This window comes from Acidovorax sp. GW101-3H11, assembly GCF_001633105.1.
In the GTDB taxonomy this organism is placed as follows: Bacteria; Pseudomonadota; Gammaproteobacteria; order Burkholderiales; family Burkholderiaceae_C; genus Acidovorax.
In genome coordinates this window covers 60,891-75,235 of record NZ_LUKZ01000031.1, presented here as the reverse complement: position 1 = coordinate 75,235, position 14,345 = coordinate 60,891, and the positions used below count along the sequence as shown (strand labels likewise).

General features: G+C 63.1%; 12 protein-coding genes. All 12 read right to left on the bottom strand.

Annotated features, from left to right (window positions below; all coding sequences use genetic code 11):
- Positions 1-7 precede the first annotated feature (7 nt).
- The 12 genes from A1D30_RS21965 to A1D30_RS21910 all read right to left on the bottom strand — a co-directional run bounded on the left by A1D30_RS21965 (position 8) and on the right by A1D30_RS21910 (position 14,332).
- Positions 8-559, bottom strand: a complete 552-nt coding sequence (locus A1D30_RS21965; protein WP_199866029.1) for a DUF4259 domain-containing protein — start codon at positions 557-559, stop codon at positions 8-10.
- Positions 520-2,241 (bottom strand): phosphoethanolamine--lipid A transferase, encoded by a 1,722-nt coding sequence (locus A1D30_RS21960; protein ID WP_242421994.1) that lies wholly within the window; start codon positions 2,239-2,241, stop codon positions 520-522. The genes A1D30_RS21965 and A1D30_RS21960 overlap by 40 nt, the downstream gene beginning before the upstream one ends.
- A gap of 235 nt (positions 2,242-2,476) precedes the next feature.
- Complete coding sequence (locus A1D30_RS21955) at positions 2,477-3,790, bottom strand: HD domain-containing phosphohydrolase (protein ID WP_063462858.1); 1,314 nt, start codon at positions 3,788-3,790, stop codon at positions 2,477-2,479.
- A gap of 46 nt (positions 3,791-3,836) precedes the next feature.
- On the bottom strand, positions 3,837-4,841 hold the full coding sequence (locus tag A1D30_RS21950) for an ATP-binding protein (protein WP_082836579.1): 1,005 nt from the start codon (positions 4,839-4,841) through the stop codon (positions 3,837-3,839).
- Positions 4,838-5,722: an HDOD domain-containing protein gene (locus tag A1D30_RS21945; protein WP_063462856.1), complete on the bottom strand. Its 885-nt coding sequence runs from the start codon at positions 5,720-5,722 to the stop codon at positions 4,838-4,840. The genes A1D30_RS21950 and A1D30_RS21945 overlap by 4 nt, the downstream gene beginning before the upstream one ends.
- Positions 5,723-6,039: 317 nt before the next feature.
- Entirely contained in the window at positions 6,040-8,979 is a 2,940-nt protein-coding gene (locus A1D30_RS21940) for an EAL domain-containing protein (protein WP_082836578.1), read from the bottom strand.
- A gap of 161 nt (positions 8,980-9,140) precedes the next feature.
- The gene (gene fghA / locus A1D30_RS21935; protein ID WP_063462854.1) at positions 9,141-10,004 is read right to left on the bottom strand and encodes an S-formylglutathione hydrolase; all 864 of its coding nucleotides are present in this window, start codon (positions 10,002-10,004) and stop codon (positions 9,141-9,143) included.
- A 222-nt stretch (positions 10,005-10,226) separates the two neighbouring features.
- The gene (locus A1D30_RS21930) at positions 10,227-11,342 is read right to left on the bottom strand and encodes an S-(hydroxymethyl)glutathione dehydrogenase/class III alcohol dehydrogenase (protein WP_063462853.1); all 1,116 of its coding nucleotides are present in this window, start codon (positions 11,340-11,342) and stop codon (positions 10,227-10,229) included.
- A gap of 52 nt (positions 11,343-11,394) precedes the next feature.
- Positions 11,395-11,661, bottom strand: a complete 267-nt coding sequence (locus A1D30_RS21925) for a metal/formaldehyde-sensitive transcriptional repressor (RefSeq protein WP_063462852.1) — start codon at positions 11,659-11,661, stop codon at positions 11,395-11,397.
- A 228-nt stretch (positions 11,662-11,889) separates the two neighbouring features.
- On the bottom strand, positions 11,890-13,200 hold the full coding sequence (locus A1D30_RS21920; protein WP_063462851.1) for a citrate synthase: 1,311 nt from the start codon (positions 13,198-13,200) through the stop codon (positions 11,890-11,892).
- Positions 13,201-13,262: 62 nt separating this feature from the next.
- Complete coding sequence (locus tag A1D30_RS21915; RefSeq protein WP_063462850.1) at positions 13,263-13,598, bottom strand: succinate dehydrogenase assembly factor 2; 336 nt, start codon at positions 13,596-13,598, stop codon at positions 13,263-13,265.
- A gap of 29 nt (positions 13,599-13,627) precedes the next feature.
- On the bottom strand, positions 13,628-14,332 hold the full coding sequence (locus tag A1D30_RS21910; protein ID WP_063462849.1) for a succinate dehydrogenase iron-sulfur subunit: 705 nt from the start codon (positions 14,330-14,332) through the stop codon (positions 13,628-13,630).
- Positions 14,333-14,345 lie beyond the last annotated feature (13 nt).

The window sequence follows — 14,345 nt, the reverse complement described above, 5'->3', positions numbered from 1 at the left end:
TCCGTGGCTAGGTGCTGATTGCGGCTGCGAGCTGTTGTAGCGAGGCCTTCCAAGCGTCGGATTCTTCTGCTTCCTCCCACAGTTCCAGCAGTTCTGAATCTTCGGACTGAATACGCTCAACAACTTTTTTTGCCTTGGACAGCAGTGAAAGGCTTGGCTGCTGGGGGTGTTGTTTGACCCATTGGTCGATCTCATCCGTATAGGAATCGATCTGGGTTCCTTTGCCTTGCAGCTTTGCCAGAACTTCAATTGCAGCGATTGCTTCGCTCGCCAAATCAGCGTCCAGATAGTCCTCATCGTTGTCAAGGACGGCATCCAGAGCTGACTCGATGCTTGAAAGGTCTTCTGTTTCCAGCAAGCCATAGCTCCAATCGCAAGCGGTGTCATTGCCGAACGGTTCGTGTGACCAGGCTCCCACGTGTTTTCTCCTCTTGGTGAACTGAACCAGGGCTACCTGGCGCTGCGTGACTTTATCGCACAGCATCTTGTGGGTGGCGCTGCGCTGGATGGCCTCACCCCTCAGCCCACCGACATCCCAGCCCCCGCCCCCTGCTTGCACCCCCCAAACATATCCAGCCCCGCGCTGTACGCCCCGGTCTTCACATCCATCAACCCCAGCACCGAGTGAAAGTAGTGGTCGTGCGTTATGCGCCGCTCGGCCAGCTCGTGCTGCAGGCAGCCGGTGGCGATGTGGGTGCGGGCCTGCATGGCGGGCGAGAGCCAGGTGATCCACGGCACATGCTTTTGCACGTCGGGAGCAATGGAGTAGGGCAGGCCGTGCAGGTAGATGTTGTTCTCACCCAGCGATTCGCCATGGTCTGCTACGTAAATCATAGCTGTCTGTGATTGTTGTTCCTGCGCACCCAGCCATTGGAGCACTGAATCGAGGAAGTGGTCGGTCTCGACGATGCTGTTGTCGTAGGCGTTGGTCACCTGTTCACGCTGGCATTCCTGCAGCGCGGTAGAGGTGCACTCGGGGCCGAACTTCTTGTTCTCGGGCGCGGAGCGCTTGTAGTACGCGGGGCCGTGGCTGCCCATCTGGTGCATTACCACCACGGTGCCGCGCTGGCGTTGTTCGACGGGCAGGGCGGCAATCTGGGCGTCCAGTTCCTTGAGCATCACGCGGTCCAGGCACTCGCCGCCAGCGCACAGCGCGGGGTCTTTCTGGGTGCTGGTGATGGTCTCGCCCACCCGGTCGCACACGCCTTTGCAGCCAGCCTGGTTGTCCACCCACAGCACGGCCAGGCCCGCGTGGTGCAACACGTCGATCAGGCTTTCGTAGTTGGCCGAGCGGCCCTCGTAGCCTGTGCGGCCCAGGTGCGAATACATGCAGGGCACCGATGCGGCGGTGCTGGTACCACAGGACCAGGCATTGCGTGCGCTCACCAGGTCCTTGCGGGCCGACAGGCGGGGCGTGGTATCGCGCTCATAGCCGTTCAGGCCAAAGTTGCCGCTGCGGCCCGTCTCACCCAGCACCAGCACCAGCAGCGGTGGCTTGGCCTGACCTTCGTAGCTCGCGCCCAACTGGGCATCGCGGCCCAGGGGCAGGATCTTGCTGGTGTCCATGCGCAGGGGCTTGGCGGCAATATTGCCCAGCGCGTACACGCTGTTGAGCGGGTTGATCAGGTAGCGCAGCTTGATGTGGTTGCGCATGGTCGATGCAAAGTCCTGAAACACCAGCAGCAGGCACACCACGATGACGGCGATGGAGCCCACCAGCAGCAGCCCGTTGTGCGCCACATGGCGCAAGGCCGTGAGGCGCTGCACGGGGCGGCGGTACAGCCAAAGCAGCGGAGGTCCGGCCAGGATGAGCACGGTGCCCAACATGCGCAGGTTGAGCAGGTCGCCGGCTTCCTTCACGTCGGTCTGCATCACGTTGACCAGCATGCTGGCGTCGATGGCGATGCCGTAGGCCAGCATGAAGTACGCGCCAAATGCGGCCATCAGCACCAGCACCAGCACGGCGGGCTTGAGCGTCCAGCGCCAGGCCAGCAGGCTCAGCAGCGCCGCGTTGCCCGCCGCGACGATAAGCGCAAACGCCAGTGCAAACCCCCAGCCGCGCAGGCTGCCATGGCCAGGCAGCTGGGACACCTCGCGCCACAGAGGCACGTTGCAGGCCGTGGCCAGCCAGGTGCTGATGAGCACGACCACCCACACGGGGTGCAGGGGCTTCTGCTGTTCAGGCTGCCTTGGTTGCGTGGTGTTGACGAGTCGGGCAGGGAAGGGCAGTGCAAGTGGCATGCTTGGCATTCTCAAAATGTCGCCTTAAGGCGGCATTAAGAGCGGCCAACAAGACTCCCCTGGCGTCGTTGCCTGGTCTCGTCGTACTGCTTGTACTGCCTGCGGTGAAACGGTTGGCCAGGGCCGCTTCGTTGAGTTTTTCCGCCGCTCCAAGAGAGGTTGAGAGCTCTCTGCTGGTTCTGTGGTTGCCCAGCGCAGAGGAGCGCCGCGCCGAGCCACGCAGAGAGTACTGGTGCTAGTCTGCGGGGGGGAGGCGGATATCCATTGCCAACTGCAGGCCTTCGATCTTGGCGTAGCGTCGGATGCGGGAAATCAGGTCTGCAGTGAGTACATGGCCTGCAGACAGCAGCAAGACGCCCTCCTTGGATAGAAGGTCCTTGTCCAGGGTCATGCCGGGTTCCAATTTTTCAGCGGTCACAGGTTCAATCCGTATTGATTTGGGCTTGACTTCCTGGGTGATGTGCAGAAAAACGTCGATGACCTCCGCATCAAACTGTGTTCCGCGCCCGCGTTGCAGGATAGTCCTGGCCTCGGCCTCGGTCAGCGGGGCTCCTGTGAGGTGCCCGTGAGTCAAATCGTCGTAGGTGTCGACCACGGCCAGAATTCGGGCACCGACCGTAATTTGTTCCCCCTTGAGTTGGTCGGGAAATCCGGTGCCGTCATGACGTTCGTGGTGAGACCGAATGATGGCGGCGACCGCCTGATGGTCGTCCAGTGCCATGAAGGATTGTGCGCCCAGCACGGGGTGGCGCTGGTAGCTTGTCATCTCTTCGGCAGTGAGCTTGCCGACAGGCTTGCTCAGAATGGCGTCGGGCAGTGCCATGAAGCCAACATCATGAAGCAGCCCCGCCACGAACACGTCTTGCAGTACTTCCTCGGGCAGCCCCATGGCCTGGGCGACCTTGCGCGACAGGCTGGCCGTGCGCTTGCCGTGCCCGGCGAGCACGCCACTGCGCAGCTCCATGAGGTTGGAGAAAATTTTGATACTTGTGAGGTAGTTGCGGCGCAGTTGCTCGTTGGCCTGCCGCAGCTCTGATGTGCGCTCATCGACACGTTGTTCCAGGCCAATGTTGAGGGCCTTCAACTCCTCGTTCTGTTCGTGAGTCAGCGCCTGCAGACGGGTGCGTTCGCGTTCCAACAGCTGGCGCTCAGCGGCCTGGCGAATGGTCAAGCGCAGTTCGTTTTCTTCCCAGGGCTTGTGGATGTAGCGGTAGATCTGCCCCTCGTTGATGGCCGTTATGGTGGCATTCATGTCGGCGTAGCCGGTCAGCAGTACCCTGGCGGTGTGGGGCCACCGTTGGCGGACCTGGGCCAGCAATTGCGCACCGTCCATTGCGGGCATGCGCATGTCACTCACGACCACGTCCACAGGGTGCTGTTCCAGCAGCGTCAGCGCCTCTGCCCCGCTGCCCGCCTGCAGTACCTGGCAGTCTTCACTGCGCAGCACACGCTTGAGGGCGGCCAGAATGCTGGGCTCGTCATCTACGCACAGCACTGTCCACGAGGTGTGTGGCGTGGTTGTGGGCAGGGGCGTGTCTGTTGCGTTCATGGCGGTGTCTTGCAGGGTGCGGCGGGCATCTGGGTGCCAAGGGTTTTCAGCTGGCGGAGTCCTGCGCGGCTGTTGCTGAGTGGTGCAGGGGGAGGGTCACGCGAAAGGTGGTGCCTTGCCCCACTTCGCTGCGTACCTCCATGCGGCCCTGGTGCTTTTGCACAATGCCATAAGACAGCGACAGTCCTAGCCCAGTGCCCTTGCCGACGGGTTTTGTGGTGAAGAAGGGGTCAAAAATGCGCTGAAGGTTCTCGGGCGCAATGCCTTGGCCGTTGTCGGCCACCTCGATCCATGCATTGGTGCCTTCCGTCCCTGTTCGGATGGTGATGGTGCCTCGCTCTGCGGTAATGGCATGGGCCGCGTTGACAAGCAGATTCATGAATACCTGGTTCATCTCCGAGGGAAGGCACTGCACCTCCGGCAGGTCGCCATATTCCTTGATGACATCTGCCTTGTACTTGATTTCGTTGTTGACGATGTTCAGTGTGGAGTCGATGCCGTGGTGCAGGTTGACGGATTCCCATTCCTGGCGTGCGTCCACGCGCGAGAAGTCCTTGAGGTCCTGAACGATCTTGCGCACCCTCTGTATGCCATCCCGCGACTCGCGCATCAGGTTCGGGATGTCGTCTTTGAGGTAGTCGATATCAAGGTCTTTACGCAGCTTCTGCAGACGCTGGCGGGTTGTCGGGTCCTGAAGACCAGGTTCGGATTCCTCATATGCGTCGAGCATTTCGAATAGGTCTTGGAGATACTGCTCGAGGGTGCCGAAATTGGAAAAGATGAAACCGATGGGGTTGTTGATTTCATGGGCGACGCCAGCGGCCAGCTGTCCGATGGAAGCCAGCTTTTCGGACTGCATGAGCTTGTTCTGTGCGTCGGACAGCTTGGTGTTGAGCTCCTTGAGCGCTTTATTCGCTTGAAGAAGCTCGCCAACGATGGCACGGATCTGGGCGTCGGACATCTCGGCCAAAGTCATTTCGCTGGGTTGAACGATGGTACACAGTGGTCCGTGGGTTGTGGTTTGGGAAGGGGTTTGCAGTGTATTGGTCATGGTGCTTCCTTCGAGGGGCTTAGCACGGTCTCCAGGTGAGAAAACTCTTCTTCAATGTTGCCCAGCAGGGTGGGCAGGCCCGATTCGATCAATCCCAGGCGCTGCCACGCGGCGTTGCTCAATGGGGGCACGGCTTCGTTCTCCAGCCCCGCTACGTCCAGGGCGTGCGCGATGGCGTCGGCAACGTGAACCACGTCAGCCAAGTCGGCGGGGCCGTCAGCCCTCGGTCGGTGGTGGCCTGCTATCGCATGGCAGATATCGGGGGAGAACCGCCAGTGCTGGCACACCCAATGCCCCAGCTCTGTGTGGTCGATGCCCATTAACGTTTCCTCGGCTTCGCTGTGCGAGATGTCCTGCTGGTCTGCCCAGGCGATGATCTCCGCAGCCTTTTCGGGGTAGTGGCTGTCGATCACGAGCCTGCCAACGTCGTGCAGCAGGCCTGCGGTGAATGCGGCGGCGTCGTTCCATCCCTGCCGCTGGGCCAGTTGCCGCGCGGCCACCGCACAGGCGATGGCATGCCGCCAGAACGCCCGCATGTGCAGCGACGGGCCATGTAGCGCCTCAAATTGCAGCGTTAGCGCAGCTGCGATGACCAGCGTGCCTAGCTGGCGAAGCCCGAGGACGTTGATCGCGTCGCGCACGGTAGTGATGCGCCCTGACATGCCGTAGAAAGGCGAGTTCGCTAGTTGCAGCACTTTGACCGAGAGCGCCTGGTCCAGCCGCAGCGTGTGGGCGAATGCGTCGAGGCCCGTATCGGGTTGCTGCAGCAGGCTCATCAGCTCCAGTACCACTGGGGGCAGCGAGGGGAGGGCGCGGATATCGCGCGCCAGGGTTTCGCGGTCCAATATCAGCGTGGAAACCGGTGGTGCAAGTGCATTCATGGGGCAATCCCTCTGTAGATCCGCACGGCCCGTTGCAGGGCCTCGGTGCTGCTGTTGGCCTGCCCATTCACACGCCTGAAAATGTAGTCTAGGCGTTGGGCGTGCTGTATTGGCGCCGTGTCGGGATGTTCTGCGGGGCTGGAGTGTGCTGGAGTCGTTTCACAGGCCTCCTGCAAGGCCATCTGCGGCGCAATGTGCAGTGTCGCGACCTGCGACCTACCTTGCGGTGGCGCCTCAGCAACGCTGGTGGGCTGCGTGGCAGCGCGTAGCTCCGGAGGCAGTGTCGGGTGGTTGAGGGTCATGATGGGGTCCAGGTTTCAGAAGCCGTGTGGAATCTCTGCCGGTGACACCGCGAGCAGTACGCCTCTGGGGGGCGTTGCGCCCATGGAGCGCGCACGTACCCGCCAAGGCGAGCCATGCAGCGCAATGGGGGCTGCAGCGGCAGGGGCGTCCAGCGCCTGCGCCCACTCGGTCGGCAAGGGTTCGACTAGCCCGAGCACGCGCTGCGCGGACTCGCCGAGTAGTGGGGAGTGGGGCTGAAAAAGGCGCTCTGCTTCGCGGTTGGCCAGCACAATCGTGCCGTCCGGGTCCACGCCGAGCACGGCTGCAGGCAGCATGTCGAGCATGTCGCGCGCCGTGTTCGCGCGTGCAGCTTCCAGGTCTATCTGCTGCTGCTGGCTGCCCAGTACCAGTTCCAGCCGCTCGTTCGCGCGCGTCAGGGCTTCGCTGGCGGCAATCACTTCGGTGGCTAGGCGTTTGTTGTCGTCTGCCAGTTCCTTGTGAGCAAAGGCCTCCCGCACGTGCTCCAGAAGCCTTTCATCGTCCCAGGGCTTGGTCAGAAAGCGATAGATGGCGCCTTCGTTGATGGCGTCCGTGATCGACTGGAGTTCGGTGTAACCCGACAGCACCATGCGGACCGTATCGGGATACAGCTCTTTGGCGCGACGCAGGAACTCCACCCCGGTCATGCCTGGCATACGCTGGTCGGACAACACAACGTCCACCTCGCATTCCGCCATGCGTTGCAAGCCTTCCGCGCCGCTGCCCGCGGTGACGATCCGATACCCCTCGCGCCGAAAAAGCCGGCGCAGCGCAGACACGATGTTGGGCTCATCGTCCACCAGCAGGAGCGTTCGCTCGCGCTTGCGGGTGAGCAGGTTTTCCGGCAAACGCATGTGCTGGTCGATGAGGTTGGCCAGCTCCTGTGCCTGCACTGCCTGCGCGAAGACGGGGCCTTCCATGCGGTCGCAGCCATTGGCAATGAGCAGTGCCAGTTGGCCGTTGGTTTCCACGCCTTCGGCCAGCACTTTCATCTGCAGGCTGTGCGCCATGTTGATGATGGCCCGTGTCAGGGATACGTCGCCTGTGGCTGCGGTGACGTCCGGCACGCACGAGCGGTGGACCTTGATGACATCCACGGGGCGCGTACCCAGCAACCCGAGGTTGGTGGAGCCCGATCCGAAATCCCCCAGCGACAGTTCGATGCCCATCGCGCGAAGCTGGCTGAGCGTGCGGCTCAGCTGGGCAGTGGAATTCACGAGCGCGTGTTCGCTGATCTCCACCCCCAGCGCCTGCGGTGTCAAGCCGTTGCTCGACAGGCTGCGGCGCAGCTTGTCCACGATATCTGGTTGCTGCAGTTCCAGCGTGGAGACCTTCAGGTGCAGGCGGGGCATGCGCCGACCGTTCTGATCCCAGGCGCGTAGCTGCTTGCAGGCCATGTCGCGCTGCCAGTCGCCCAGCATCACGATGAGGCCGGTCTGAAGGGCTATGGGCATGTACTCGCCTTCCATCACCGTGCCGAGGTCGGCACTGTTCCACTGCAGATGGACCTGTGCTCCGATCACCCCGCCGCTGGTCAGGTCCGCCTGCGGCAGGAACGACAGACACAGCTCCGAGCGTTCTGCCGCATGCCTTAGCCCGGACTCAATGGCCAGGCGGCGCAGGCTGGCCGCGCGGGTCTGGGGTGTGAAGACAGCCACTTGCTCACCGTCAGAGCGGATGCCCATGCGGGCGGTTTGCGCGGCTTCGAGCAACTGGCCCGCGCTATCTGCATCGGCCGGGAATCGCGCCACGCCAACCCGCGCGCCCGGCACAATCTCTGCAGCCCCAAGGCGTTCAGCCTTGGCCATCGCCTGCACCACTGCGCGGGCATGTTGCAGCCCTAGTGTGTCCTGTGCGCAGCTATCGGGGTTCAGCAAAATGGCGAACTCTCCACCGTCTATACGTGCCACCGTGTCTCCAGGCTGGGCCAAAGCCGTCAGGCGGGCCGCCACGGCCATGGCCATTGCATCACCTGCGCCGTACCCCATGGCCTGCTTGAGCTGATCCACCTGATCCACTTGGATCGACAGCACCAGGAAGGATTGTGGGTTCCAGCGGGCGCTGTGCACGGCGGCATCGATTCGATCTAGCAGTTGTGTCCGGTTCGCCAGACCTGTGACCTCGTCATGGTTGGCCAGTTCCTGGATACGCTGCTCTGCTTCGCGCTGTACGGTGATGTCCTGGACGATGATGTACCCATGCTGGCGGCCTGTGGCGTCGGTTTCCACCATGCCGCGCTGCAGTACCTCCAGCCGGGTGCCGTCGGCGCGGACCAGTCGGTGCTGAAATTCGAAAGGCTCATCGGGCAACGCGCCGCGCCAAATAGATGCTACGTAACCCCTTTCCTTTAGGGGTACCCAGCGCAGCATGTGCCACGCGGAGCGCGCGGCAGCGTCGAAGGGAATCCCGAGCAGCATGTGCATGCCTTTCGACAGCACCGCCTTGCCCGCCTGGAGGTCTATCTCGCCTGATCCACTGCGGCCCATTGTTTCGATCTGCTCCAGCATGCGTGCGCGCCAGTGCGACGAAAAAGCGATTTGCGCGCGGTGGGGGTCGTCCACCAGCGTAATCAGCTCCGCTTCGGGGTCCAGTGACGGGAATGGGCGCGAATAGGCGCGGCCGTCGAAGGTCTCACCAGAAGCTTTCCGCACCGTCACATGGCGCGGTGTTCTGCCAATACCCTGCAGTTGCGGCCACAACTCTGGCCAGCAGGAGGTCAGCATGTTGAACCCGGTGCTGGTCGCGAGTACGGGTTCACCCCCGAGGAGGTGGATGAATTGCTGATTGACGAGTTGAGGTAGCCCCCGCACAAGTACACACAGCCCGAAGGGCGCTGTATCAAAAATGCGGCGTTTCAGTGATTCTGCTGCATCGTTTCCACCACTCGGGTGAATTGGCCTTGCAGAGGTGGCCGGCTCAGCGGTGCCTGATTGCATAAATCGTCTCCCAGCGCAGCGGTCGAGCAAACCGTGACCAGTGCATCACTGCGCTTGGATGACATTATGCGTTTTTTTCAAATTCAAAGATCATATTTATCATTAAAGTGATAAAAATATATCCATTAGCGCACGTTACGCGCAAGGCTGCGGCGTAAGGCTCAGAGTTGCCGCGCGTGGTGCTGTAGGTGGTCGGCTATGAAGCTCTGCACGAAGTAGTAGCCGTGGTCGTAGCCCGCATGGCGGCGCAGCGTGAGCGGCTGGCCGATGGCGGCACAGGCGGCTTCGAGCAGGTGGGGGTGCAGCTGGTCGGGCAGGAATTTGTCGGCCAGGCCCTGGTCGATGAGGATGCCCGCCGGGTAGGGGGCGACCGGCTGGTGCTGCATGAGCACGGTGGCGTCGTGTTCGATCCAGGTGCTGCGATCCGGGCCCAGGTAGCCGGAGAAGGCTTTGTCGCCCCAGGGGCACTGGGTGGGGGCGCAGATTGGCGCAAAGGCCGACAGCGACTGGAACCGGCCCGGGTGGCGCAGTGCCAGCGTGAGCGCGCCATGCCCGCCCATCGAGTGGCCGGTGATGCCCAGGCGGTTGCCGTCGATGGGCAACTGGGCGGCCACCTGGGGCAGCAGTTCGCCCAGCAGATAGCTTTCCATGCGCCAGTGGGTGCGCCAGGGCGCCTGGGTGGCGTCCAGGTAGAAGCCTGCGCCCACGCCAAAGTCCCAGCTGTCGGCCTCGCCCGGCACGCCTGCGCCGCGCGGGCTGGTGTCGGGCGCGATGAGGGCCAGGCCCAGCTCTGCGGCCAGGCGCTGGGCGCCCGCCTTGACCATGAAGGTTTCTTCTGTGCAGGTGAGGCCTGCCAGATAGACCACGGCGGGCACGGGGCCCTGCTGCGCCTGCGGCGGCAGGTAGGCCGCAAACTTCATCGGCAGGCCGATGGTGGCGGAGGCGTGCTGGTAGAAGCGCTGCTCGCCGCCGAAGCAGGCGTGGCTGCTGAGCAGTTCCAAAGAGGTGGTAAGAGGGCTCGTCATTTTGTCCGGTGTCTTTGTCATGGGGCAGCGCGTTGCACTGCCATCTTGGTACTGAGCGCAGGCCTTCGAAACTGGCACGCACGAAGCCGGTGCCCCCGTGCAAGGGCCGCCAAGCCGCTCTGACGGCGCTTCACTTGCGTGCACTGGGGGCGTCCCCCTCCCGCCTTGCGCAGCAAGGCGAGAGAGGGGGAAGGCGCGAAGCGACTCAGGGGGAGCTTCATTTCAAGCTGCGTATTTGACGACCGAGCGGATCGACTTGCCTTCGTGCATCAGGTCAAACGCCTCGTTGATGTCCTTCAGGCCCATGGTGTGGGTCACGAAGGGTTCGAGCTGGATCTTGCCCGCCATCGCGTCTTCGACCATGCCGGGCAGCTCGCTGCGGCCCTTGACGCCGCCAAACGCCGTGCCCAGCCACTTGCGGCCGGTGACGAGCTGGAAGGGGCGGGTGCTGATCTCTTGCCCGGCTCCGGCCACGCCGATGATGACGCTCTGGCCCCAGCCCCGGTGCGCGCACTCCAGTGCGGCGCGCATCACGTTGACGTTGCCGATGCACTCAAAGCTGTGGTCCACGCCCCAGGTGGTCATCTCCACGATGACTTGCTGGATCGGCTTGTCGAAGTCCTTGGGGTTGATGCAGTCGGTAGCGCCGAAGGTGCGGGCCAGGTCGAACTTGCTGGGGTTGGTGTCCACGGCGATGATGCGGCCCGCCTTCGCCAGCTTGGCGCCCTGGATCACCGCCAAACCAATGCCGCCCAGGCCAAACACGGCCACGGTGTCGCCCTCTTGCACCTTGGCGGTGTTCTTCACGGCGCCCAGGCCCGTGGTCACGCCGCAGCCCAGCAGGCAGACCTGCTCGGGGTTGGCCTGGGGGTTGACCTTGGCGAGCGACACCTCGGCCACCACGGTGTATTCGCTGAAGGTGCTGCAGCCCATGTAGTGGTAGATGGGCTGGCCGTTGTAGCTGAAGCGCGTGGTGCCGTCGGGCATCACGCCTTTGCCCTGCGTGGCGCGCACGCTCACGCACAGGTTGGTCTTGCCGCTCTTGCAGAACAGGCATTCGCCGCATTCGGCGGTGTACAGCGGGATCACGTGGTCGCCGGGCTTCACGCTGGTCACGCCTTCGCCCACTTCCACCACGATGCCCGCGCCTTCATGGCCCAGCACCACGGGGAACAGGCCTTCGGGGTCGTCACCGCTCAGGGTGAAGGCGTCGGTGTGGCACACGCCGGTGTCGGTGATGCGGATCAGCACTTCGCCTTTTTTGGGCGGGGCGACGTCGATCTCGACGATCTTCAGGGGTTCTCCGGCTTTGAAGGCAACGGCGGCGCGGGATTTCATGGGGTGGTCCTTTCGGTCAATCGGGTGAATGGGGTGGGGTCGGGGTTTGGGTCTATTTGAGGTACGAGCGCAGCAGGGCCAGGGTTTCGTCGATCGCAGCCTGGGAAGGTGCGGGTTTCTCGGCCAGCGTCTCGCGCACATGGCTGTCGAGCAGGTCGGCCATCAGCCCGTGCACGGCGCCGCGCATGGCAGCCAGCTGCTGCAGGATGGGGGCGCAGTCGCTGCCTGCCTCCACGGCGCGCTCCAGCGCCTCGGCCTGGCCCTTGATGCGGCGCAGGCGGGTGATGGCGCGTTGCTTGTCTTCGGGGGTGTGGGGCATGGGCTGCGGGGTGTGTGGTGCGGGTGCTGCCTGTGTACTGGGTGGCAGTATAAAAGATAGCCCCATGCTGGTCGCGCGGTAGGCCGTTAAAAAACCTTTTAACTAGGGGGGAGTATGTGTACCCAGCGGGGCCTGGCCTTGGTGTGGCGCCCATGAAAAAAGCCCGCAGGCACAAGGCCTGCGGGCTTTTTGGGGGGGCGGACGGCGCGCTGGGCGCCGTGCCAGCGGTCAGCGGCTGGCCAGAGGCGGCACGTCGCGGCGCACGGAGCCGGTGAACAGCTGGCGTGGGCGGCCGATCTTGTACTCGGGGTCGCCAATCATTTCGTTCAGCTGGGCGATCCAGCCCACGGTGCGGGCCAGGCTGAAGATGCCGGTGAACAGGTTCACCGGGATGCCGATGGCGCGCTGCACGATGCCGGAGTAGAAGTCCACGTTCGGGTAGAGCTTGCGCTGCACGAAGTAGTCGTCTTCCAGGGCGATCTTTTCCAGTTCCTTGGCCAGCTTGAACAGCGGGTCGTTTTCCAGGCCCAGCTCGGCCAGCACTTCATTGCAGGTCTCTTGCATGAGCTTGGCGCGGGGGTCGTAGTTCTTGTACACGCGGTGGCCAAAGCCCATCAGCTTGACGCCGGAGTTCTTGTCCTTGACCTGCTTGATGAAGTCGCCGATCTTTTCCACGCCGCCTTGGGCCTGGATGTCGTACAGCATGTTCAGTGCAGCTTCGTTGGCGCCGCCGTGGGCAGGGCCCCAGAGGCAGGCCACGCCGGCAGCGATGGCGGCGAACGGGTTGGTGCCCGACGAGCCGCACAGGCGCACGGTGGAGGTCGAGGCGTTCTGCTCGTGGTCTGCGTGCAGGATGAAGATGCGGTCCAGTGCGCGTTCCAGCACGGGGTTGACCTTGTACTCTTCGCAGGGCGTGCCGAACATCATGCGCAGGAAGTTGCCCGAGTAGCTCAGGTTGTTCTGCGGGTACATGTAGGGCTGGCCCATGCCGTACTTGTACGACATGGCTACGAGCGTTGGCATCTTGGCAATCAGTCGGATCGCCGAGATATCGCGGTGCTCTGGGTTGTTGATGTCCGTGCTGTCGTGGTAGAAGGCCGACAAAGCGCCCACCAGGCCGGTCAACACCGCCATGGGGTGCGCGTCGCGGCGGAAGCCACGCAGGAAGAACTGCATCTGCTCGTTGACCATGGTGTGGTTGGTCACGCGGCTGGTGAAGTCGATCTTCTGCGCAGCGTTGGGCAGGTCACCGTACAGCAGCAGGTGGCAGGTTTCCAGGAAGTCGCAGTTTTCAGCCAGCTGCTCAATGGGGTAGCCGCGGTACAGCAGCTCGCCCTTGTCGCCATCGATGTAGGTGATGGCGGACTGCGTGGCTGCCGTAGACAGGAAGCCGGGGTCATAGGTGAACATGCCCGTCTGCGCGTACAGCTTGCGGATGTCGATGACATCCGGGCCAATGCTGCCCTGGTAGACCGGCAGGTCCACGCTGGGGCTGCCATTGCTGAAGGACAGGGTGGCTTTGTTGTCAGCTAGCTTCATTGTTACTTTCCTTGGGTAGGTTGCCGATAGTGATCCGGTCTTGGGCGTGCTTGGGCGCGGTGTCAGGCCTGCAGGGCCGTGGGGGTGCCACCACTTTGTCTCAGCATGCCGAGCACTTCGCGTGCTTCTTCTGTGTCTTGCTCGCCTGCTGGCTCGCGCCGCTGCAGCAGCAGGTCCAGGAGGTCGTTGTCCGCCAGGTCCATCAGCGCGCGCATGCCCTGCGCGTGGCGCTGGGTCAGCGACGACTCGTAGCGGGTGAAGAACTGTTCGATGAACAGGTCGTTCTCCAGCAGGCCGCGCCGGCAGCGCCAGTGCAGCTTGCTCAGTTCACGCGTGTCCAGCAGCGGCGAGGCTGCCGCTGGCGTGTTCGTGATGGATGGGACGGACGTGGATTCCATGGCCTGGTGCTCAGCAGGGGTGGGCTGGCTCAGACGGCGCGGCGCACCATCAGTTCCTTGATCTTGCCAATGGCCTTCGTGGGGTTCAGGCCCTTGGGGCACACGTCCACGCAGTTCATGATGGTGTGGCAGCGGAACAGGCGGTACGGATCTTCCAGGTTGTCGAGGCGCGCACCGGTGGCGTCGTCGCGGCTGTCGGCGATGAAGCGGTAGGCCTGCAGCAGACCGGCCGGGCCCACGAACTTGTCGGGGTTCCACCAGAAGCTGGGGCAGCTGGTGGAGCAGCTGGCGCACAGGATGCACTCGTACAGGCCGTTGAGCTCTTCACGCTCTTCGGGGCTTTGCAGGCGTTCCTTCTCGGGCAGCAGGCCTTCGTTGATCAGGTAGGGCTTGATCGAGTTGTACTGCTTGAAGAACTGCGTCATGTCCACGATCAGGTCGCGGATCACTGGCAGGCCGGGCAGGGGCTTCAGAACAATCGTGCCCTTGAGGGTGTTCATGTTCGTGAGGCAGGCCAGGCCGTTCTTGCCGTTGATGTTCATGGCGTCGGAGCCACACACGCCTTCGCGGCAGGAGCGGCGGAACGACAGCGTGGGGTCTTGTTCCTTGAGCTTGACCAGGGCGTCCAGCAGCATGCGTTCTTGGCCGTCGAGTTCGATCTCGATGGTCTGCATGTAGGGCTTGGCGTCCTTGTCCGGATCGTAGCGGTAGATTTGGAATGTGCGCTTTTGCATGGTTCTGCTCTCG

What these genes read in the sequence shown, in the direction of transcription:
- A1D30_RS21910 (WP_063462849.1), bottom strand. Translation starts at nt 14,332, where the DNA reads ATGCAAAAGCGCACATTCCAAATCTACCGCTACGATCCGGACAAGGAC.
- A1D30_RS21945 (WP_063462856.1), bottom strand. Translation starts at nt 5,722, where the DNA reads ATGAATGCACTTGCACCACCGGTTTCCACGCTGATATTGGACCGCGAA.
- A1D30_RS21955 (WP_063462858.1), bottom strand. Translation starts at nt 3,790, where the DNA reads ATGAACGCAACAGACACGCCCCTGCCCACAACCACGCCACACACCTCG.
- A1D30_RS21940 (WP_082836578.1), bottom strand. Translation starts at nt 8,979, where the DNA reads ATGCAATCAGGCACCGCTGAGCCGGCCACCTCTGCAAGGCCAATTCAC.
- fghA (WP_063462854.1), bottom strand. Translation starts at nt 10,004, where the DNA reads ATGACGAGCCCTCTTACCACCTCTTTGGAACTGCTCAGCAGCCACGCC.
- A1D30_RS21915 (WP_063462850.1), bottom strand. Translation starts at nt 13,598, where the DNA reads ATGGAATCCACGTCCGTCCCATCCATCACGAACACGCCAGCGGCAGCC.
- A1D30_RS21925 (WP_063462852.1), bottom strand. Translation starts at nt 11,661, where the DNA reads ATGCCCCACACCCCCGAAGACAAGCAACGCGCCATCACCCGCCTGCGC.
- A1D30_RS21930 (WP_063462853.1), bottom strand. Translation starts at nt 11,342, where the DNA reads ATGAAATCCCGCGCCGCCGTTGCCTTCAAAGCCGGAGAACCCCTGAAG.
- A1D30_RS21920 (WP_063462851.1), bottom strand. Translation starts at nt 13,200, where the DNA reads ATGAAGCTAGCTGACAACAAAGCCACCCTGTCCTTCAGCAATGGCAGC.
- A1D30_RS21960 (WP_242421994.1), bottom strand. Translation starts at nt 2,241, where the DNA reads ATGCCACTTGCACTGCCCTTCCCTGCCCGACTCGTCAACACCACGCAA.
- A1D30_RS21950 (WP_082836579.1), bottom strand. Translation starts at nt 4,841, where the DNA reads ATGACCAATACACTGCAAACCCCTTCCCAAACCACAACCCACGGACCA.